The following is a 22,483-nucleotide window of genomic DNA, read 5'->3' as shown; positions in this document are numbered from 1 at the left end:
ATCGAAGCCGCATCCACACATCATTCCACAACTGATTTTTTTAAATTATGAAGCCTATGCTTGGTTATTGTCACGTTATCGTAGAGAGGCTCTTGCGGAAGAACGGCCGCCAAATTATGGCGCTGTTGCTGATGCTGGGGATGGCCCACGCATCCCTCGCCCAAAATGCCCGGACTATCACCGGGCGCGTCACTGACGACGCATCCAAAGATCCCATCCCGGGCGCTTCCGTCGTGCTGAAAGGAACGACCGTCGGAACGGCGACCACGGCCGAAGGGACCTTTTCCCTCAATATTCCCGCCGGCGCCAACCAGGTGCTGGTCATCTCTTCCATCGGCTTCGCCAGCCAGGAAGTGGCCATCGGGAGCGGCCCGCTGAACGTATCCCTCAAAACCGCCAGCAGCACACTTTCTGATGTGGTGGTGGTAGGTTACGGCACGCAGAAGCGGGGAAGCCTTACCGGCGCCGTGAGCACGGTAACGGCCAAGGACCTGGAAGGCAAGCCTGTTACCAGTGCGGTGCAGGCGCTGCAGGGTGCCGCCCCGAACCTCATCATCCAGCAGAATGCCACCGAGCCCGGTGCGGCGATCAATATCAACGTCCGCGGAGTGAGCACGGTGAACAACTCCAGTCCGCTGATCCTGGTGGACGGCGTTCCCGGTTCGCTGGATCTCCTTAATCCGAACGACATTGAAAGCATCAGCGTACTGAAAGACGCGGCGTCATCCGCCATCTACGGTTCGCGCGCGGCCAACGGCGTTATCCTCGTGACCACGAAGAAAGGCAAGGCCAGCAAGATTCCCCGTGTTACCTACAACGGCATCATGGGAGCGCAGCAGCCGACTTTCCTCATCAAACCGGTAAGCGGCGTGGAATACATGCAGCTGAAAAACGAAGCACTGGTGAACTCCGGGCAAAACGCGCAGTTCTCACCAGAGCAGATCCGCCTGCAAGGGGAGAAGGGTTCAGAAAAATGGTGGATGGATGAAGTGATGCGCTCCGCGGCCCTTCAGCACAACCACAACCTCGGTGTAAGCGGGGCAGTGGGCAAAGTGAATTACCTCGTTTCCGGCGGGTATCTCGACCAAAACAGCCTGTACCGGGGACCTGACTACGGATACAAACGTTATAACGGCCGCGCCAACCTCAGCACCCAATTGGGCAAACTGAAGCTGGGTGGTAACTTTGCTTACGCGAAACAGAAGATCCGCGAGCATGCGTATTATTCCGACTGGCTGATCTCCACCGCCATCCGCATCCCCACCATCTACCCGATCAAGGATGCAGACGGTAAATATTTCCTGGCGCCCACGGCTTCCAACAACCCGCTGGCGCAGCTGGAGCAGGGCGGCCGCAGGCTGTACAATAACGACAGCTACAACTACATGGCCAACGCCGAATACGCGATCACCAAGCACCTGTCCGCCAAAGTGGTGTATGGCGCCGACGTCCGCGTGAACAATATGGACGAGTTCCGTAAGTCGATCGACTACGCGCCGTATTCCGGTTCCGACAATCAAAGCTCCCGCACCGTGAACCACGCCCGCAGCATCCAGGACAACTTCCAGGCGATGCTGAACTACGAGCGCACCTTCAACGGGAAGCACGAAGTGAAGGGGATGCTGGGTTACGCAACGGAAGGATGGAAGAACGAATATGACCAGACGCGCCGCCTCAATGTAGACAATATCACCGGCGACTCTACCGCAGGCACCCAAACGCTGACAGGCTTCAACGACACGTATGGTACGCGTATCGACCAGTGGGCGCTGAATTCCGGTTTCGGGCGTTTCAACTACGCATACGACAATAAATATTATTTCGAATTCAACTTCCGGTACGACGCTTCCAGCCGTTTCGCCAAAGGCAACCGCGGCGCGTTCTTCCCATCGTTCTCCGCGGCATGGCGCATTACCGACGAACCGTTTATGGAAGTGGTGAAAGAGAAATTGGGCGATCTGAAGCTGCGGGGCTCCTGGGGCCAGTTGGGCAACCAGCAGATCATTTCCAACTATGGCTACCTGAATGTGTATACGACGGTAAGCAATATGTACGGGTTCAACAACCTCCCGCAGTCGGGCTCCTCGTTTGCGGTGGGCAACCCCGTGATCACCTGGGAATCCGCCAACTCGGCGAACATCGGCTTCGACCTGTCGATGCTCGACAACCGGCTGACCATCAGCTACGATTACTTCCATAAAATTACCGACAACATCCTGCTGCAACTGCCCGCACCCGGACTGTACGGCGCTACGCCCGCATTCCAGAACGCAGGAAAAGTGAAGAACCAGGGGTATGAACTGGCGATTAATTACCGCGCCAAAACCGGTGATTTCAACCATACCATCGGCGCCAACCTCGCCGATAACCTGAACGAGATTGTGGATTTCAAAGGCAGAACGTTTATCCAGGAGGGAGACGTAACGTACATCAACCGCGAAGGTTTCCCTATCAGTTCTTACTATGGCTACCAGGCAGACGGGTTCTACCAGAGCCTGGAAGATATCAAAAACAGTCCGAAGCCTTCGTTCGTAAACGAAGTGAAACCCGGCGACATCAAGTATGTTGACCGCAACGGAGACGGCATCATCGATAACCGCGACCGTTTCGTGATGGGCAATCCCTTCCCGCGGTTCACTTTCGGGTTGAACTACAGCGTGAACTGGAAAGGTTTCGACGCAAGCATCTTCATCCAGGGTGTGGGAAAACGGAATGTGTACCTGCGCGGCGAGGGGGTGGAAGCGTTCCACAATAACTGGGACAACGTGTATTCCCGGCACATGGATCGCTGGACGCCGAACAATCCCAATGCGGATTATCCCCGCCTGACGATCGGCACGGCTTCCGTGAATAACAACGCCAATTCTACTTTCTGGCTGGAAAATGCGGCTTACGCCCGTTTGAAGAACGCGCAGATCGGATACACGCTGCCGGCCAGCTTCACCAATAAAGCGAAGATCCAGAAGATGAGAATCTACCTCACCGGTCAGAACCTGTTTACCGTAACAGGTATGAAGAACGGGATGGACCCTGAGCTGACGGAGTTCAACAGCACGCTGAACCTGAACGCGCTGAGCAGCTCCACGAGCGGCCGTATCTACCCGGTGCAGAAAGTCTGGGCGGTAGGGCTGGACATCAACTTTTAACCACGTTTAAATGATCGAAATATGAGGATTAGCAAATATTGTTCTATAGTGCTGGGGGCGCTCCTGCTGGGGACGGCGGGGTGCAAGAAGCTCGATCTGGGCCCTTCCTACCAGGACACCGACCTCACCTTCTGGGAAAAGCCGGATGCCGCGGAGAATAGCCTGAATAACGTATACGCAGGGATGTATTCTTCCGACTACTTCTTCTTCAACGAAAGCCTGAGCGACAATGCTTTCAGCTCCAGCTCCGTGAATGGCGGGCAGGCACAGAGCATCGCCGCGGGCGCGTACGACGGGAGGACCAACCGCGTGGCAGGGGAGTGGGCGTTTCATTTCGGAGGGATCCGTAATGTCAACAACCTGCTGGCCAATATCGATAAAGTGCCCGGCCTCGACGGGGGATTGAAATCCCGGTACATCGCCGAAGCGCGTTTCGTGCGGGCATATCATTACTTCCACCTCGTGAACTGGTACGGCAATGTGCCGCTGATCAAAAATGAGATTTCGTATGAAGAGAGCTTCCGTATCGCGCGTTCGCCGAAAGCGGAAGTGGTGAATTATGTATTGACCGAGCTGGATGAAATCGTGGGCGCGCTGCCCGCCAAAGCAGAATATCCGGAAACGGACAAAGGCCGCATCACAAAAGGAGCGGCTGCCGCGCTGAAGGCGAAAGTGCTGCTGTACGAAAGCAAATGGAACGATGCCGCAAGCGTGCTGGAGCAGATCATGAACGGCACTTACGGTACGTACACGCTTTTTAATTCCTATGCGGGATTATTTGAAGCGCAAAATGAGAATAACAGTGAGGTAATCCTGAACCTGGAATTCGTGCCGGTACACCGGACGCATTCGATGCAGCGTTTCTTCATCCCCTTCACCGAAGGTACCCTCATCAGCGGCATGGCGCCTTCCCAGTCGCTCGTGGATGATTTCATCATGACGAATGGTAAAGGCATCAACGACGCGCAATCCGGTTACGATGCCAACGATCCCTTCCACAACCGCGATCCGCGCCTGGAAGCGAGCATCATCCACGACGGATCTTCCTTTATGACCAAACGCGGCGAAACCGTAACGATCCGCACCGCCCCCGGCACCGGCGATAACGCGCTGGACAAGGCGGACGCATCCAAAACCGGATATTATTTCCGCAAATATTACGACCGCACAGCAGACGGCAACAACAATTCCGGCCTCAACCTCATCCTCATCCGCTATGCCGACGTGCTGCTGATGTACGCCGAGGCGAAAGCCATGCAAAACCAGCTGGACGAAGCCACCTGGAACAAAACGATCCGACTGATCCGTCAACGCGCCGGTTTCACCGACCCCGCGGCCCTCAATTTCTCCGCTTATGCGGGTGTGGGCAACGCCGCGCTGGTGAATATCGTACGCCGCGAGCGCCGTTGCGAAATGGCACTGGAAAGCGACCGGGTATTTGATATCCGCCGCTGGAAGATCGCTGAAGCGGTGATGAACGGTCCGCTCTACGGGATGAAAGTAGGCAATGCCAACGTGGTGGCCGACCGCCGCGTATTCAATGCCGCCAAACATTACCTGTGGCCTGTTCCGCAAGCAGATATCGACATGAACCAAAACCTCCTGCCGAACAATCCCAACTGGTGATCGCGGGGGAATTCCACTTTTTCCACATTTTATAAAAGCATTTAACATGATACGTTCTCTCTCCTTCCACATATCCTGCATGCTGGCCGCGGTACTGGCCATCGGGGGCTTCAGCTCCTGCGAAAAGGAAAATTCCATCAACAGCAACATTTCCACGGTAAAAGAACTATACTACCCGGAAGTGGGCAAATATCTCAAGCTTCAACCCGCCACCAGCGCGGTCGTGAACTTTGAATGGAGTGCAGCGCGCGCGGAAGACGGGAGCCTCGTAATGTACGAGGTAGCTTTCGATACGCTGGGCGGCGACTTCCAGCGGCCGATTTACACCGTAGCTTCCAATAGCAACGGCGTGCAGAACGCGCTGGCGCTTTCCCATAAAGTGCTCAACAGCATCGCCAGCAAAGCAGGCATCCAGCCTTCGGGCACGGGGACGCTGCAATGGACGGTGATCGCCAGCAAAGGCCTCAACGCCAAACGCGCCGATTCCACCCGTACCATCGTGGTGGAAAGGCCTTCCGGATTCACAGAGATCCCTTCTAACGTGTTCATTACCGGTACGGCTTCCGAAGGAGGCGATGACATTGCCCAGGCGCAAGCCATGAAAATGGGTGCCGACGGCGTGTTCGAGATATTCACCCAGCTGAAAGCCGGTTCCTTCACCTTCGTAGACCGCAACAGCGGCACCCCGGTTACGTATTCCATTAACGGAACACGCCTGCAGGAAGGTGGCGAAAACCAACAAACCAGTGAGAAAATCTATCGCATCCGCCTCGATTTCGCCAACGCCGCCGCTGAAATGACCGAGATCACCGGAGTCGGGCTGTTTGCGTCTGCGTACAACAAAACCGTTGGCACGCTCGCTTACACCGGCAACGGTACCTGGGCGCTCGAGAACATGCCCATCGCTTACTATGATTTCGGCAGCTGGAAGGACGACCGTTTCAAATTCCAATTCCTGACAGCGGACGCGGGCGGAACAGCAGGTGTGATGTACTACGGCAGCGTAAACGCTTCCAACTCCACCCCGCCCGACGCCAACACGCCGGAAGCATATTACAAACTGGTGCAGGTGGATAATTCGCAGTGGGATTTCACGTACAAATATCCCGCAGGATCCGACGGTAAATCGGCCGATGTCAAACTGCAACTGAACGCAACGAAAGATTATGCTTACGAACTGACCGTTCACTAATCGCCGAACCCTTAAACGCAATTACATGAAACCTTTCGTATTAATGATAGCCACAGCGGCGCTTGTCTTCACGGGCTGTTACAAGGAGCGGGACGATATTCCGGTGAAAGTGGACGCAGATACCTCCTCCGTTCAGCAAACCTATAAGCTCAAAGCCCGCCAGGCCATGGACGATATTTACAAGAATTACGGCATTGCCGGCACCGTGTACGTAAGGGAAAGTTTTCCCACGCAGCCCGGAGACCCGCGCTACGCCTATCTGTGGCCGTATTCCGCCATGTTCACCGGCGCTACGCTGCTGAAGCAGCTCGGTTATACCGATGCCACCGCGGCCGAATACTACACCGCCACGCTAAACGGTATGGAGACGTATAAAGACGTTTCCCGGACACCGGCCGCTTACCAGTCGGTACCCCTTAGCGAGGGCCTGGCAGATCGTTTCTATGACGACAACGCCATTACCGGCATCGATATGCTGGAGGCGTACAAGCTGACGAAGGACGCGCAGCTGCTCAGCAACGCGAAGTTGGCCTATGTTTTCTGCGCTTCCGGCGAAAGCACCGAAGCAGGAGGGGGCTTGTATTGGAATGAAGGCGTGATGAATAATCCCGACGATCCCAATTACATCAAAGCCACCAACGTAACGGCGCTTTCCGCGACCCTGGCCCTGCAACTCTATGAAGTCGATAAGAACGACGCGTACCTCTCTTCCGCCAAACGCTGGTACAACTGGGTGAAACAATACATGCTCGACCCGGTGGATAACGGCTTCTGGAATTCCATCTGGATCAAAGACGGCAGCATCAACTACGCCAAATGGACGTACAACTCCGGCGCCATGATCCAGAATGCGGCCTTGCTGCATAAGATCACCGGCGAAGCGGCTTACCTGGAAGATGCAAAGAAATGGGCCGAAGGTTCGTATAACATCTTTACACGGAACGTGGCCAACTTAGGCAAGTTCTTCGTGCCGCACGATCCCTGGTTTACCGCCGTGTTGCTCCGTGGTTACCTGGAACTGTACGAAATCGATAAAAACGCCACTTACATCAATACCCTCGCCGCAAACGTCGATTACGCTTGGCAGCATGCGCGACTGCCGGATACGAAGCAGTTTTACGAAGACTGGTCGGGTTCCGACCTGGGCAGGTATCATTCCCTGCTGACGCATGTGGGCATGGTAGAGATTTACGCCAGGCTTTCGATCTGGAAGAACGAACAATAATCACCGGCATGCGTCCCGCCCGGGTGGGACGCATGCATGTAAAAAGGATCTATGAAAAGGATGATATTGGGCGCGGTGCTTTGCGGCACGGCGCTGACTGCCACGGCGCAGCAGGTGCAGTCGCCGGCGGAATACCAGCGCCGGGCGGAGGAAATGTACCATCGCGTCTGGAAGCTGTACCGCGTACCGCAGCACGGGCTTTTTTCAGAATATTACCCGCAGCAGTTCAAGGATTCGCTGACGTATATGCAGGATGGCAATGTGCAATCAAAAGAAGTGAGTTACCTGTGGCCTTTCAGCGGCGTGGTAACGTCGACCGTCGTGCTCATGCGCATGCCCGGGAAGAAGGCGGCTTATCGCCCTTTCCTGGATTCGGTGATGACGGGGATGTACCAATACCGCGACGCTTCCCGGAAGCCGGCGGGTTACCAGGCTTACCCGGTGAAATTCGAGAAGGTGGACCGGTATTACGACGACAACGGCTTGGTGGCGATCGATTATGCGGAAGCGTTTGAGAATACGGGGAAGAAGGAATATGCCGACAAAGCCAAAGAAGTTTTTACTTTCATCATGAGCGGCTGGACGGACGTTTTGGGTGGCGGTGTTACCTGGCTGGAAGGGCACGGCGACCAGAAGCCCGCTTGCAGCAACGGAATGGCGACATTGTCGGCCCTCAAGATTTACAAAGCCACCAATGAACCGTATTACCTGGAGCAGGGGATTAAGTTCTACGACTGGATGAATAAACATCTGCGTGACTCCGCGGGCTTGTACGCCAATGATATCAAAACGGCCACCGGCGCGGTGAACCCGGTGTACTACACGTATAATTCCGGTTCCATGCTGGAAGCGGCCATGATGTTGTACGCATTCACGGGAAAACAGCAGTATCTCAACGACGCGAAGCAGACAGCCGAATCCGCGTACCACTATTTCGGGAAGCCCCAGGAAGGCCTGCGCAGCGAGTTTTGCGACTTGCCCTGGTTCGCTGCCGTGCTTTTCAGGGGGTATGCCGCATTATACGCGGTGGAGAAAGATCCCAGATACCTGAAAGCGATTATCGCCCGGGTGGATCATGCCTGGGGAAATAAGGATCAGTTTGGCCTGCTTAACCATAACTGGAGCGATAAGAAAGAGGAGAAGGTCAAACCGAAATGGCTGCTCGACGAAGCCTGCATTGCCGAATTATATGGGCGGATGGCCATGTTGAACATACAATAACACTACATTTGACACCATATGACGCAAGAAACGACCAATATACAAACCGGGCAGCCTAAAACCAGCGTACTACAGCTGGCGCCGATCCTGTTCGGGTTTTTCATCATGGGGTTCGTGGATGTGGTAGGCATCGCCACCAACTACGTCAAAAAGGATTTCGGGCTTTCCGATACCTTGTCTAACCTGCTGCCGATGGCCGTGTTTCTCTGGTTCCTGATCTTTTCCGTGCCCACCGGCATGCTCATGAACAAGATCGGGAGGAAGCGGACGGTGCAGCTGAGTATGCTGGTGACCGGGATCGGACTTCTCGTGCCCATGATCTCCTACACCCTGCCGATCGTACTTTCCGCATTCGCATTGCTGGGCATCGGCAACACGCTGCTGCAGGTGGCGCTCAATCCCCTGCTGACGAATGTGGTGAGTAAAGAAAAACTGACGAGCAGCCTCACTACGGGGCAATTCATCAAAGCTGTTTCTTCCTTCCTCGGGCCCATCATCGCTGCATATGCGGGTACGCAGTTCGGCAACTGGCAGGTGCTGTTCCCCATTTTCGCTGGGATAACGGTATTGTCTTTCCTCTGGCTCAGCGCTACGCCGCTGCACGAAGGCGGCCGCAAGGAAAATACTTCCACCATCGCGGAGTGCTTCGCCCTGCTGGGGGACAAACGGATCTTCCTCTACTTCGCCGGCATCCTCACCCTGGTAGGCATCGACGTAGGGCTGAACGTATCCGGACCGCGGTTGTTGATGGAGCGCACCGGGATGGAACTGGAGCAGGCCGGTTATGTGGCCAGTTTATACTTCGTATTCAAGACCACGGGCACATTCCTCGGCGCGATATTGCTGGCCAAATGGTCTGCCCGCCGTTTCTACCTCATTTCCGCGATCGGCGCGGTAGCTGCAATGGTTTTGCTCCTGTTCGCGCACAACGCCGCCCTTATCTATGTGGGTGTGGCCCTCGCGGGTTTTGCCTGCGCCAATATCTTCTCCATCCTGTTTTCGTTTGCCATGCAACGGATGCCGGAGCGGTCGAATGAAGTATCGGGACTTCTGATCATGGGCGTTTCCGGCGGGGCGATTTTCCCGCTGCTCATGGGCCTGGCTTCCGATGCGGCCGCCGCGCAATGGGGTGCTATCGCCGTATTGCTGGTATGCTGCGCTTACCATTGGTGGCTGGCCGTAAAAGAGTTGAAGTAATCAAGTGGATGGATATGTGATAGAACGATGCATGAAAGAGAAAAACCCGCTCACCTTCGAGCGGGTTTTTTCATGGAAAAGGGCCCGTTCTCAGGCGGGCCCTTCTTATCAAATTCAGGTGTACATGGGGAAACAATGTTATCTTTTACATCTTCCCGAAAACTTCCGCGAGTTTCTTATCCATCGCTTCGTCGTTTTCTCCGCCGCCGCCATACCGGCCAACGATCACGCCGTCGGGCCCGATGAGGATTTTGGTGGGGAGGGAGTGGATGCCGTAGTAGTCGCTGATGTCTTCAGGATTGGGCTCATTGTTCTGCCGCTTCTTCATGTCCAGGCCGCGGAGCACGTGTTTCCAGATTTCGATCCCGTCCTGCGCCACGGCCTTTTTCCAGGCCTCGTGGTTGCCGTCGTCGTCGGAAATCCCGATGATCTCGAAACCTTTGTCTTTGTATTTCGCATACACTTCCTTCAGATGCGGGTTGCCTTTGCGGCAGGGCCCGCACCAACTGGCCCAGAAGTCGATGAGCACGTATTTGCCTTTGAAGTCCGCCAGGCTGAGGGGCTGCCCGTTGATGTCGGTTTTCGAGAAAACGTGCGCCACGCTTCCGGGAGATCCGCCGCGGAGGCCGTCGATTTCTTTTTTGATTTCAACGCCGAACGCGCTTTGCTGGACCGCCGGCGGCATTCTTTTGTAAGCGGCTTCCGCCTCGGCGAGCTTCATATTACTGATCCGGAAACGCAGGAGGTAGGCGGTGGCGAAGGATGCCGGGTGCTTTTCAATGAAAGCCTTATCCACCGCGTCCATCTGCTCGTAATACGGCTCCATTTTTTCCTTCACGGCGTCGAGCTTGCCGATCATCCCGGCGAGGGTAACGCTATCTTTCTTCGCACGGCGCGCTTCGATGTATTCCTTGTTGAGGCGGTTGTATTCGTCGGACAAGGGCATCAGGTTTTTCATCACCGGTTTTCTGGCTGCTTCCAGTATATCCATATCGGCCTGCGCCTGCGAGCCTTTCAGTATAGCGTCTTTAACGGCGCCTTTCTTCACGCTCACCGTCATGTTCCCCGGTTCGAGGAAGAGGCTGGCTGCTTTGTTTTCGTACGACATGGGATCGGGGCGCTCGAGCGCCAGGCTGCTCATCGAAGGGCCCGGCAGTTCGCCCTTGAAGGTGAACCGCCCGTTATGTACCTGGGCGCTGTCGGTCTTGTAACCTTTGCCGGCGGGATAGCTGAGCCAGGCGTATCCCGTCGATTGGCCTTCTACCGTACCGCTGAGGGTAAACGATTGGGCCTGTGCGTTGGCGATCAGCAGACTGGATGCGATCAGCATCGGAATGTGTTTCATGTTGCGGGTTTTATGCAATACGTTTATCAGTTCAGCAGTTCTGCCAGTTTCTTATGCAGCGCTGCGCCACGGAGGTCTTTCGCTACAATAATGCCTTCGGGGCTGATCAGGAAAGTGGAAGGAATGGCCTGGATGCCGTATTCCTGCGCCACAGTGGTACGGAAGCCTTTCAGGTCCGACAACTGGATCCAGGGCATGCCGTCTTCTTCGATGGCTTTTTTCCATTTCTCGCCATTGTCATCCAGCGAAACGCCCACCACGGTGAAGTTCTTGTCCTTGTAAGCATTGAAGGCCTTGAGCACGTTGGGGTTCTCCGCACGGCAGGGACCGCACCAGCTGGCCCAGAAATCGAGCAGCACGTATTTCCCCTTGAATTCGGAGAATTTCACGTCTTTACCGGCAACGTCGGGCAGGGTGAAGTCGATGATCGGTTCGCCCACGGCGCTTTTCTTCAGGATGGCGATCCTGTCGCCCACGCGTTTGCCGCCGGGTGTTCCTTGCGCAGCGGGGTCCAGGAGCTTGTAAAGGCTGTCGAGCTGTTTGTATTCACCCATTACCGCCATATCGGCGAGGAGGGACACGCTCACGGGGCTTTTGGGATGCCCTGCGATGTAACCCATCATCAGCGCGCGGCGTTCTTTGCGAAGCTCGCCGGATTTTCTTTCCAGATCGGCCATGGCGGAATCGTTGTCTTTGATCTGGTCGTAATTCGTGTACAAGGCATTCAGGCGCTCGTCGATGCTTTTTTCCGATTGCTGGAATGCCACATATTCGTCGTGTGCCGCCGAGCCAGTAACGCGCACGTCAGACAGGGAATCGGCGTGGCCGCTGATTTTAATATCGCCCTTGTCCAGGAACAGCTCGACATAACGGTTCGGGAACATCAGGTAAGCCTTTTCAGGGCTGCCCACTTCGCCGCTCCAGGTGAATTTACCGTCCGTTACCCGGAGGGTGTCTGTTTTAGCGGAATCCGCGACAGGAACGGAGAGATAGATTACAGAGTCTTTCAGTCCGGTAATGTCTGCCGTAATGGTTGTCTTGGGCTGGCCGGCGGGGCCGCAGGCGTAAAAGGTAGCCGCGGCCAGCAGGCATGGAATGGTACGTTTCATATGTTCGATTGGTTTTGAATGGCTTAGTTTTTAGGCAGATCCAGCACCACTTTCGGATCGGTGGGTTGAATGGCGAGGGCTGTGCCGTTGTTATCGGCGGCGGTCCTTGTCATGGGCAGCCCGTTGCGGAAATAATCGAAGCTGTTGTGGCCTTCAAAAGCCAGCTCGATCCTCCTTTCCTTCAATACGGCGGCCATTACGTCTGCCGCTGCCAGGTTATCGATATCAGCGGCAGGCAGTCCTGCGCGGGTATGTATGGTTTTCAGGTTTTCTTTGGCCTGGGCGGTGTTGCCCAGTTTGGCGTATGCCTCGGCTTTGTTGAGGTACATCTCCGCCAGCCGGAAGTAAATATACGGCGCACGGGTGAGCCATGCTTCCGCCAGTACGAGGAACTTAGTCGTTTCCACGAAATTGGAATTAGGATTGAGTTTGAGGAAGGTACCCCGGATATCGCCCGGCGCCAGGAGGCTTTTGAAGTCGGAAGAGGGCAGGAAGGTAGCGCCTACGCCGTAAATGGCGTCGAAATGATAGAATTGCCCGATGCTGCTGCCGCCCTGGGAATTGTCGTAAGCGAAGATGATCTCCTTGTTGGTGGTGCCGTTGGCCCGGCCGATGTCGCCAAACTCGTCGTCGCCGAACATTTTGGCGTAAGCGTCGCCTTGCAGCAGGGTGTATTTTCCGGCGGTGTGGCTGATCACGCTGTCGGCATACTTGATGGCCAGTTCATTGGCCGCCGCGTCAGGAGCGGCGATGCTGCCGCCCATGTAGAGGTAAACGCGGGAGAGGAGGGACCAGGCCGCGGCGGTGCTGCCAAAGGCGTTATCCTTCGTAACAGGCGCCTTCATCAATTGTGCCGCCATTTTCAGGTCGGACAGGATGAGATCGTACGTCTGCTGAACGGTCGACCGCGCCGGGATGTCTTTGATATCGCTGCCGGTTTTCAGGATGAGGCCGGGGCTTTGGCCGGGCGTCTGGTAATAAGGCTTGCCATAAACGCGCACAAGGCTGAAGTACACGAGCGCGCGGATGAAATGGTTTTCGCCTTTGGCGTACAGGAACCTGTTTTTCTCCGCTTCGGTGAGTGAGGCAAACGCGCCGTTTTCCATGGCTTCGATCCCTTCCAGCGTAGTGTTGACGCTCACGATGATCTGGTAGGCGCCGCGGTAAAAGTCGGAGCTGTTGCCCTGGGTAGGACTGGTACTGTTGCGAAAGAAGAAAGCGTCGGTTTCTTTGTTGGGAAGCCCCCAGGTCTGTAGTGTCACGTTATTGCCGCGACTTTCCCCGAAATCGTGCATGGGCACGTCGTAGCTGTTGAACCCGCTACCCTGCAGCAGCATGTAGTTGCCAACGGTCGTTTCTTCAATACCCGTCAGCGAAGCCAGTTCACCTTCCTTGTCGATTTTAGTCAGGGGCCGGATGCTGTCGATCTGTTTGTTGCAGGCCGTTGCCAGCAGGCCGGCGAATATGAGGATGCTAAAGTGTTTCATGTGTCGATGATTGATGCCGAAATAAATTAAAACCCGAGTTGAAGGCCGAATACATATCTTCTGGGAATACCGATCCCCGAACCGATGGACCCGCCGAAATCCTGCGCTTGCCCTACGGACGGCCCTTCAGGATCCGCAGAGATCAGGTCTTTGGAATACAGCGTATACAGGTTGTCGCCGCTCACATAGAAATGGGCATTGGACAGGCGTAGCGCCTTCAGTACTGATTGCGGGAGGTCGTAGCCCAGGCGCACGCTGCGCAGGCGGGCGTGGCTGCCGCTGTGGATGTATTTGCTGGAACCGAAATAGCCCGTGTTTACGTGCGTATAAATATCCGGTTCCGTAGCGTCCGTTTGTCCGGGGTGCGTCCAGTAGCGCTGGCTGCTCCGGAGCGCGATCTGGTTGTATTCGGTGAGGTTGGACCCCTGCATCTGCTCGGCCAGGTCGTCGTTGATCACGTAATCGAGGGCGTAGGTGATCAGCACGTCCAGTGAGAAATTCTTGTACGAGAAGGAGTTGGTCAGCCCGCCAAAGTATTTCGGCTGGAAGTTGCCGATATGGCGGAATTGCCGCGGATCGGCGGCGGCGCCAACTTCATCCACGGTATTCACATAAGTAACACCGGTTACGTTGCCTTTCTCGTCAAATGTCCGCTTCTCGAAACGTGGCTTGCCGGTTTCCGGATCGATGCCCGCATACGGAACGGCTTTCAGCGAGTTGATGTCGTCGCCGGGGAACAGGTAGAAGCTGTTGGCGTTATAGAAACCCTGCCGCAGGGAGTCGTTTGCTACGCTGATAATCTTGTTTTTGTTGAAGCTGATGTTGAAGGAGGTCGTCCAGCGGAAATCCTTTCCGGTGATGTTATCCGAATTGATGAGGATTTCGATGCCTTTGTTCTGTACGGTGGCTACGTTTTTCCATTGGGAAGGGAAGCCCGCGACAGCGTCGAGTGTCACTTTTTGCAGGAGGTCTTCCGAGCGGCGGTTGTAGTAATCGATGCTACCGGTAATTTTATGGAACAAACCGAAGTCCAGGCCCGCGCTGTAAGTTTTGGTGATCTCCCATTGCAGGTCGGGGTTGCCGAGCACGGAAATGGTGGCGCCCGCCTGGTTATGGTAAGTATAGCGTGGATCGTACAGGGTACGGGTCAGGAAGTTGTCGCCCAGCTGCGATCCGCTGGTGCCGTAGTTGGTCCGCAGCTTGAGGTTGCTCAGCCAGGGCATGCCCGAGGCGAACTGCTCGTTGGTCACTACCCAGGCGCCGCCCACGGAGTAGAAGGTGCCGTAGCGCTTGTCGTCCCCGAAGCTGCTCGATGCGTCGGTACGCAGGGAGGCGCTTACGCTGAAGCGGTCGTCGTAGGTATATCCCGCTTCGCCGAAGGCCGAAAATACTGCACGGTCTTCTTTACCGCCCTCGATGTTGCCGCTTTTGGTCGTCGGGAGGCCGTAAATGGTGTAATCATACCTTCCACCGATCTGCCTTCCCAGCGAAATAACGGGATACCCGGCGCGCACGTTGTTCACGTTCACAAGGATGTTTTCCATTTTCGTTCTGCCATATTCGGTGGCTGCCAGCGCGCGGAGCGCATGCTGCCCGAATACCTTCCGGAAATTCAGCTGGTTGGAAGTAAGGAAGGTGAAGATCTGGTTGGTATTGGTGCCCAGGAAGCCTTTGGACGAAGTAGCCGTCCCGGAACCCTGGTAGCTGCGTGTATCGATGTAGCGTTCGTCTTTCGTATAGTTGAGGTTGGCGGAATTGGTACTGGAGAAGCTCAGCCATTCGGTGAGTTTATAATCCAGCTTCGCGGAACCCGCCAGGCGCTGCGCTTTGGGACGCATGTAATTGTATTCGTTTTCGAAGATGGGGTTTTCCGCCGTCCGCATCCTGCCGTTCATTTTGTATTGCAGCGAAGGTTTAAGCGAACCGTCCGCATTATACGGGTTCACCCAGGGAATCATGCCGTAAAGGAAAGTCCCGGAGTTGGAATTCTCTCTTTCCCCGCTGTCGAAAATCCCGTTGAGGGAGATATTGGTGGTGAGCCGGGGCGTCAGTCGGTTTTCCAGGTTCACGCGGAAAGTGCCGCGCTTCAGCCCGTTTTGCACGCCGGTAGACTGCTCGTCGTAGTACGTGGCGCCGATGTAATACCGCGACGCTTCCGTGCCGCCTCTGGCCGATACGTTGGCTTCCTTCATGTTGCTGGTGAGGAAAGCGTAACGTTCCCAGTCGTAGCTGTTCGCCAGGTCGGACTGCGCGGGCAGGCGGTTGGTGAGGTATGCGTCCAGCGTGGGATAGGTGGGGGACAGGGTGGCGTTGTTTACGCGGTAGTCTTCTGTGAAATAGGTTTTCTGCAGATCGTAGAGTTCCTGCGCGTTAAGGAACCGCACGGAGCCGCGGTTGGGCTTGTTGATGCCGTATTTGATTTCGGCGCGGATCTGCGCTTTGCCGGCCTGGCCTTTTTTGGTATTCACCACGATCACGCCCGCCGCTGCGCGGGAGCCGTAGATAGCGGTGGCGGCAGCGTCTTTCAGGATGGTGAGGTTATCGATGTCCTGGGGGTTGATCAGTTCTTTCAGGTTTTGGTTGGGCATGATCACGCCGTCCAGTACCAGGAGCGGACCGTAGTTCTGGGTGGGCATCACGAATTCGTTGTATTGGTCCACGCCCACGCCCACGATGCTGCTCTGACCGCGAACGAAGATCTGTCCACCCGCGCTGGTGGGGTCGCCGGCACCTTGTTCAGAGATGTAAAGCCCGGTGGCGCGGCCTTTCAGGAGCGAAACGGGGTCGGAGGTGGTGATGCCCTTGCGGAGTACATCGCCGCTGATCCTTTGCACGGCGCCGGTGAGCTCGCCGGTCTTCTTGGCGGAATAACCGGTGATGATCAACTCGTCCAGTTTTGAGGAAGAGATGGCCAGCAGTACGTTTACGGCTTTACCGGCGGTCGCTTTCACGATTTTGGATTCGTAACCCACAAACGACACATCCAGTACGGCTTCGTCGTTGTCCGTTTCCAATTCGAATTCGCCGTTGGCGTTGGTAACGGTGGCTTTGGCCGTTCCCCGGATGTGCACGGTGGCGCCGGGCATGGGCTTTTGGGTTTCCGCGTCGCGCACGGTGCCGCGGATTTTCTGCGGCGGCAGCGGTTGCGTGGCGGAAGGAGGCGTTTTGCGGAGCACGATGGTTTTGCTCACGATGGTCCAGGCGAGTTGCCGGCCACGTAAACATGCTTCCAGCGCTTCTTCCAGGGAGGCGTTTTTGATGGCGATAGAAATCACGGTGCCAGTGGGAAGGGTGCCTTCCTCGTACCAGACCTGGTAGCCGCTTTGCCGTTCTATCTCATCGAGTACGCGCTCTATCGGCGCGTTCTCCCGCAGGATGGAGATCTTCTGCGCGGTGGCGGCGCTGACCTGGATAGCGCCGAACAATACGAGTAAAATGGACAACTTCACGGTAATTACACTTTTGGTAAACGGGCTTCGCCCGGATTTGGTTGATAGGCATAACCTGCCCTGCCGCATAAGGCATGAGGTAGTAGAGAGCATAGAAACGATTGGTTAATGATTTAGAAATTTTCCAATTTTCCTTTCGATTGGTGTACGATCTGGTTGTTCCTTTTAGATGTGCTGATTTAAAAAGTTTACGTTTTGATTGATGCTTCGGATGTTGGTTGAATGCCTCATGTCGTTGGGCGATTCGTTGATATATGTATGATCTGTGTTTACGGCATAACGATGATCTTCTTCCCTTCCTGCCGGAAATGCAGGTTGCTGGCGAGCAATACGGACAGCGTTTCGGACAGGCTGTAATTCCGCGATACCTTGCCGGTAAAGCGGCGGTGTGCCACCGGGCCTTCGTATACGATTTCCACATCGTACCAGCGCCCGATCTCCAGGAGGATCTCCGCGATGTACTCATTCCGGAAACTGAATACGCCTTCTTTCCAGGCAACGGCCAGCTCCGCGTCGGTTTCGCTGATAATCCGGATGTCTTGTTCACCGTTGACGGAGGTTACTTCGCCGGGGTGCATCAACCTGCTTTTTCCTTCGCCGGCAACGAGGCGCACGCTGCCCGACAGCAGGGCTGTTTTGACGCGGGGCTCTTCAGCATACGCTTTCACATTGAACGCTGTGCCCAATACCTCGATGCGCGGGCCCGCCGTTTGCACCACAAAGGGTTGGTTGGCATTGGCCGCCACTTCAAAATACCCTTCTCCCAAAAGCCTAACCTGGCGCTGGTTGCCGTTGAAAACGGATGGGAACTGCAGTTCGCTGGCTGCATTCAGCCACACTTTCGTGCCGTCGGGCAGTACGATGCGGTACTGAACGCCCCTGGGTACGGTCAGCTTATTCATCACCGGCTGTGCGCCGCTGTGCCCGGGCTCATACACCAGCATCGATTCCTCTTTGCTGACGGTAGTGCCGCCCTGTTGCGCCAATGCGCCGTTTTCCTGCTCGCTAAGGTCTACGATCGTACCGTTGCCCAGCGTGAGCGTGGGCTTGTTTGACGGCGCGGGCACGTCGATGGCGGCGGTCTGCGCCGGCGGCGTTTTCTGCCGGGCGGATTGCCGCAGGAAGTAAGTGCTCCCGGCAATAACCAGGACGGCGGCTGCGGCAGTCCAGGGCAGCCATTTCCGCCTGCCGGGCCGCATGGGTACTACGGGTGTTTCGCCCACGGCGATCCGCTCCCGCAATTGCCGGAGCATACGGTCGCCGGTATCCTGCAACGTCGTTGCCTGTTCCGCGACAACGATCTCCGTATCGCCTTCATTCACATGATCGTACCATGCATGCAACGCGGCCGCTTCTTCGGCGGTGGCGGTGCCGTTCAGGTATTTCTCGGCCAACATCCTGACCTTCGCTGTATCCATTACGTGTATAGTTATAACCAGAGCGGAGCTCCTTTACATATATAGAGTATCGCCAAATACATTTGTACGCAAAAAAGGAGAAAAAAGTTTTCAGGGTTATTTCAGCAGGAAGAAAAGTACCATCAAAGTCAGGTACTCGCGCCTTTTGCGCATCATTTGCATGACATGGGTTACGTAGCCTTCAGCCGTTCGGACGGACACCCCCAGTTCGTTGGCGACCTCGTCCAGCGGGCGGTCCAGCAGCTTGTGCTGCAGAAAAACGATCCGGTGTTTCACCGGCAGCTCATTGGCGAACTTGTTTAATATCTCAAGCAGATGTTTATTTTCAATATCGAATGCCGGCGATGTGTCCGCCGTTACCGCCTTCAGCTTCCCCGACCGCTCCGAGCTGCGCTCCTGGTCGGCGAAATGCCGGTAAATGGCGTAACGCACCATGGCCGACAGGTAAAAAGGTAAAGATTGGATAGCAAGCGACGCCCTTTTGTGCCAGAGCGTGAGAAAAACCTGCTGCACAATTTCCTCGGCGTCGTGCGGCGATTGCAGCCGCTTATGCGCCATGAAGTAGAGCCGCTCCCAGTATTGGTTATAGATCGCAGTAAAAGCAGTTTCGTTCCCTTCTTTTAATGATTGTAATAAAGCAATATCGTTGAATTCGCTCATATATGGTCTAAGGCAGCAGGCTCGTATAAATTTACAAAAAGGGTCGGAAAGAATTGTAATAATGACAATATTTTTGGCCGGTGACGGAATAATTTACGGTTCACCCCAAAAAAAGAAGGAGCCGGAGCTCCTTCCAGATTATATTATGGTATGCCGGTTTATTTCGCCAAAGAAGCCGATAATTCGTTCAGCAGTTTTTTCGCCGCATTCAGATCATCGTTCCAGCCATCGTGCCGCTTATTGTTGTTTAGCTGCGCAATGGCGGCGTCCAGGGCGGCGAGTTGCGCCTTGTCCTTTTTCTCCTCAAGCATCTTTTTTATGGCCCGGATCTTTTCATAATCCTGGATGCCTTCCAGCAGGCGCTCGTAGCGGATGGAGCTGCGTGCCTGGGGATACACGATGTACGTGTCGCCGGCGGGCCAGGTCCGGAAGCGCGAATCCACCAGCGGGTTTTCTACCCAGGAATTGAACGCCCAGCGCAATACGCCGTTATATCCCGCCGCCATCGCGTACCAGCCCATATAGGCGGATTCTGCCGGGTCGGAGAAAGTGAACTGGTTCGGGAAGTTGTTGCCGCAATACACGTAGAAGGTCGTATTGAGCCCCCGCGCGGTACGGTCTGCCAGGTCTTTCGAATCGATGGGATGCTGCACGGCCGTGCTCACGTCGCGGCTGTTAGGATAACGTTGGTAAGTTTTCTGGTTGTCGGCATAAGATACGCTCAACGCGGGCGAAGCCTTTTCGATCAGCGCGAACGCCAGGCCCATTTCATCCTTATTCCGCTCGTCGAGCGCGATGTTGGTGATTTCCAGCCAGCCTTTCTGCCGGAGGTGCCGCACAAAATCCTTCAGGAACGGCTCCCACATTTCGGTAAACGCCGGGGTGCCGGGTTTAGCGACTACGTTCACGAACTTGCCGGTGGCGGCATCTTTGTAATGGATTTCGTTGTTCCAGGGAACGATGGAGTAGCAGTTGATCATTTTTTTAATGCCCAGGTCCATCATGAATGCCACCCATTTATCGAACACCTGGTAATTATATGACCAGCTGCCGTCTTTTTCTTTCGTCCAGATGATCATATCCTCGTAAGGATCGAGTGTTTGCACATGCCAGGGGTCTTTGTTCAGGGTGGCGGTAATCACTTTTTGCCCGAGGCGCGCCAGCATTTTCATCTGGGGCTCCATGGCCTTGAAGTGCGCGTCGCTCCATACCGGAACGTTATTGACGCGGGCAATAGCCGAAGGGTGCTGCCACTGGTCGAGGTGGAAAACCCAGTCTGAAGCCGCAGGAATGGTAAGCCCGATTACATCGAGGGTGAGGTCCAGTTCCTGTTTTTTACCGTTGGGAGATGTGATCGCTACTTTGGCGGCATACACGCCTGGCGCGGCATCGCGGGGAATATCGATGGTGATCCAAACCGGGCGGACTTTCTTCCGCTCCAGGTGATAGGAGGAGCAGTCATCAAGCATATCGGGCGACAGCGAAGCGGGGAAGTCTCCCGGTTTGCGCCAGCCGCATCCGGGGCCATAAGTATCGGTAATAATATACCGTTCGAAGCGGGCGTAGGCGACAGGCCCGAGTGTTTTGCCATTCCTGGATACGGGGTCAGATACCGAAACTTTTACATCGGGGATGGAGTCCGCGGTCCAGAGGAGGACCTGCGCGGACAGGCGTTCTCCTTTCCAGCCTTTCAGGTGCTGGGAGCGCTGAACCGTGACGCCAGGCGCCTCGCTTTTGGGAAAGCGTTTGTCGATCGAAGCGAAAGAAGTATGGAGCCCAGGCTTTACGGATTGCCAGCTTTTACCGTCGGAGGCTACCGGATCTGCGGCTTCGGTAAAGGTTTGGCCCTTGTCCCAGGGTAGCTGCTGCGAAAATGCGGTCGTGGATATGCCGAAGACCAGACTCAGGCATACGGATCTTTGGATCAGTCTTTTGAAACGCATGATTTTTGGATGTTGAATAGGTTAATGGCATTAAAAAGGGTGAAAGGGTAAGTTATTAAATGTTTTATATTATTTCAAATGGTTTCATTTTGGCCGTTTTTATTTCTTTTTGAATCCCGCTGGCGGGGCGTCTTGTCTTTCCCTTACATCCTCGTTTCCTGCACTTCCATCATTATTCAATTGCGTTTTTACTGTAGTGTTGATATAATTGGTAAAACGAGCAACATGATGAAATCAACCATCCTTACCCTTGCCGGGCTTTTTTGCTGTGCGCTTTCCTTCGCGCAGGATCCCGTGAAATGGACTTTCGCTTCGAAGAAAGTGGCCGACGGCGCCTACGAAGTGCTGCTGTCCGCCCAGGTTGCCAAACCCTGGCATATTTACAGCCAGTCGAGTCCCGCCGATGCGGCCCGGCCCACCACAATCACTTTCAAAAAGAACCCGCTGCTCACTTTGCAGGGCGTACCGAAGGAAAACGGTAAAATGATAAGCAAATTCGAAGAGAACTTCGGGAAAACGGTAAAATTTTATGAAGACAAGGTAAGTTTCGTACAAGTGGTGAAGATGCGGGGCAGCGCGAAAACCACCATCGCCGGCAACATTGAGTACATGGTGTGCAACGATCACGAATGCCGGCTCGGCGATCCGGTCGACTTTACCGTGGCGCTCCAATAGCTTCAATCCATATCATCCATTCAGCCAGCAGCGCCCGCTTTACCGAAGCGGGCGCTGTTTTATTTTACTTCCTTCCCGTTCCGAAAAAAAAGAAAAAATCAAAAAAATCTAATAACTTGATCCGCACATCATACTGTATTGTCGTATTTCAAATAAATCACTGCAATTGGAAAATAAACGGTTGTCTGAAATATCCAAACGGATCGAAAACGACGATGAAAATGCTTTCAGGGAGATCTACGATCTGTTTTATTTCGACCTGACCGCCTTTTCCCGGCAGATTATCGCGGATACCCCGGCTGCGGAAGACGTCGTGGAAAACGTATTTATCCGGCTCTGGCAGAACCGCAAAACCCTCGGCAATATCAACAATCTTTCCGCTTACCTCTACACCGCCACCAAATACGCTTCGATCAATCACCTCAAAGCCCGTAAGAACATCAGTGATGTGTCGATCGAAGACCTGGACGACCAAAGCATCTATTCCTTTTCCACGCCAGAAACGCGTATGATCGGGAAGGAAGAAGTCCTTACCATCCAAAGAGCCATCAATCAGCTGCCCCCCAAATCCAAACTCGTGTTTTACCTCGTGAAAGAAAAGGGGCTCAATTGCCGGGAAGTGGCCAAAATCCTCAACTCCTCTGTACGCACGGTGGAAACCCAGCTTTACCATTCCCTCAAGAAAATCGCCGCCATCCTGGAAGAAAGCCAGGTGATCCTCCCCAGGCGGAGCACCCGTTAAGTGCCTGCCAGCTTACTTTCCCCAGTTGCCGGGGCGCCTGATTCCGGA

Annotated in this window: 15 protein-coding genes; 8 read left to right on the top strand and 7 right to left on the bottom strand. The window is 54.9% G+C overall.

Translation table 11 applies throughout. From position 1 onward, the window contains the following. Nucleotides 1-47 precede the first annotated feature (47 nt). The 6 genes from WJU16_RS04795 to WJU16_RS04770 are packed head-to-tail and all read left to right on the top strand — an operon-like array spanning nucleotide 48 to nucleotide 9,607. Nucleotides 48-3,146 (top strand): TonB-dependent receptor, encoded by a 3,099-nt coding sequence (locus WJU16_RS04795; protein WP_341837183.1) that lies wholly within the window; start codon nucleotides 48-50, stop codon nucleotides 3,144-3,146. Nucleotides 3,147-3,167: 21 nt separating this feature from the next. Beyond that, complete coding sequence (locus WJU16_RS04790; RefSeq protein ID WP_341837182.1) at nucleotides 3,168-4,772, top strand: RagB/SusD family nutrient uptake outer membrane protein; 1,605 nt, start codon at nucleotides 3,168-3,170, stop codon at nucleotides 4,770-4,772. A gap of 46 nt (nucleotides 4,773-4,818) precedes the next feature. Continuing rightward, the gene (locus tag WJU16_RS04785; RefSeq protein WP_341837181.1) at nucleotides 4,819-5,964 is read left to right on the top strand and encodes a SusE domain-containing protein; all 1,146 of its coding nucleotides are present in this window, start codon (nucleotides 4,819-4,821) and stop codon (nucleotides 5,962-5,964) included. A gap of 25 nt (nucleotides 5,965-5,989) precedes the next feature. After that, the gene (locus tag WJU16_RS04780) at nucleotides 5,990-7,189 is read left to right on the top strand and encodes a glycoside hydrolase family 76 protein (RefSeq protein WP_341837180.1); all 1,200 of its coding nucleotides are present in this window, start codon (nucleotides 5,990-5,992) and stop codon (nucleotides 7,187-7,189) included. Nucleotides 7,190-7,240: 51 nt separating this feature from the next. Next, nucleotides 7,241-8,410, top strand: a complete 1,170-nt coding sequence (locus WJU16_RS04775) for a glycoside hydrolase family 76 protein (RefSeq protein ID WP_341837179.1) — start codon at nucleotides 7,241-7,243, stop codon at nucleotides 8,408-8,410. Nucleotides 8,411-8,428: 18 nt separating this feature from the next. Further along, a complete protein-coding gene (locus WJU16_RS04770) occupies nucleotides 8,429-9,607 on the top strand; it encodes an MFS transporter (protein ID WP_341837178.1) in 1,179 nt (392 codons plus the stop codon). Nucleotides 9,608-9,752: 145 nt separating this feature from the next. Here the strand turns inward: WJU16_RS04770 and WJU16_RS04765 are convergent, their stop codons facing one another. The 7 genes from WJU16_RS04765 to WJU16_RS04735 all read right to left on the bottom strand — a co-directional run bounded on the left by WJU16_RS04765 (nucleotide 9,753) and on the right by WJU16_RS04735 (nucleotide 21,018). Further along, nucleotides 9,753-10,952 carry a TlpA disulfide reductase family protein gene (locus WJU16_RS04765; RefSeq protein WP_341837177.1) on the bottom strand — a complete coding sequence of 400 codons (1,200 nt, stop codon included), beginning with the start codon at nucleotides 10,950-10,952 and terminating at the stop codon, nucleotides 9,753-9,755. A 26-nt stretch (nucleotides 10,953-10,978) separates the two neighbouring features. Further along, complete coding sequence (locus WJU16_RS04760; RefSeq protein ID WP_341837176.1) at nucleotides 10,979-12,061, bottom strand: TlpA disulfide reductase family protein; 1,083 nt, start codon at nucleotides 12,059-12,061, stop codon at nucleotides 10,979-10,981. Nucleotides 12,062-12,084: 23 nt separating this feature from the next. Then, nucleotides 12,085-13,548 carry a RagB/SusD family nutrient uptake outer membrane protein gene (locus tag WJU16_RS04755; RefSeq protein WP_341837175.1) on the bottom strand — a complete coding sequence of 488 codons (1,464 nt, stop codon included), beginning with the start codon at nucleotides 13,546-13,548 and terminating at the stop codon, nucleotides 12,085-12,087. A 26-nt stretch (nucleotides 13,549-13,574) separates the two neighbouring features. Continuing rightward, entirely contained in the window at nucleotides 13,575-16,997 is a 3,423-nt protein-coding gene (locus WJU16_RS04750; RefSeq protein WP_341837174.1) for a SusC/RagA family TonB-linked outer membrane protein, read from the bottom strand. Between the two features lie 269 nt (nucleotides 16,998-17,266). Then, nucleotides 17,267-18,415: a FecR domain-containing protein gene (locus WJU16_RS04745; RefSeq protein ID WP_341837173.1), complete on the bottom strand. Its 1,149-nt coding sequence runs from the start codon at nucleotides 18,413-18,415 to the stop codon at nucleotides 17,267-17,269. 96 nt (nucleotides 18,416-18,511) lie between these two features. Beyond that, on the bottom strand, nucleotides 18,512-19,075 hold the full coding sequence (locus tag WJU16_RS04740; RefSeq protein ID WP_341837172.1) for a sigma-70 family RNA polymerase sigma factor: 564 nt from the start codon (nucleotides 19,073-19,075) through the stop codon (nucleotides 18,512-18,514). Nucleotides 19,076-19,233: 158 nt separating this feature from the next. Further along, a complete protein-coding gene (locus tag WJU16_RS04735) occupies nucleotides 19,234-21,018 on the bottom strand; it encodes a glycoside hydrolase domain-containing protein (protein ID WP_341837171.1) in 1,785 nt (594 codons plus the stop codon). Nucleotides 21,019-21,243: 225 nt separating this feature from the next. Between WJU16_RS04735 and WJU16_RS04730 the strand changes: the two genes are divergently transcribed. Continuing rightward, the gene (locus WJU16_RS04730) at nucleotides 21,244-21,693 is read left to right on the top strand and encodes a protein-disulfide reductase DsbD domain-containing protein (protein WP_341837170.1); all 450 of its coding nucleotides are present in this window, start codon (nucleotides 21,244-21,246) and stop codon (nucleotides 21,691-21,693) included. A 166-nt stretch (nucleotides 21,694-21,859) separates the two neighbouring features. Beyond that, nucleotides 21,860-22,435, top strand: coding sequence for a sigma-70 family RNA polymerase sigma factor (locus WJU16_RS04725; protein WP_341837169.1), 576 nt, complete (start codon nucleotides 21,860-21,862; stop codon nucleotides 22,433-22,435). Nucleotides 22,436-22,483 lie beyond the last annotated feature (48 nt).

The sequence above is a fragment of the Chitinophaga pollutisoli genome (assembly GCF_038396755.1).
Taxonomy (GTDB): Bacteria; Bacteroidota; Bacteroidia; order Chitinophagales; family Chitinophagaceae; genus Chitinophaga; species Chitinophaga pollutisoli.
This window is presented reverse-complemented; position numbering and strand designations above follow the sequence as displayed.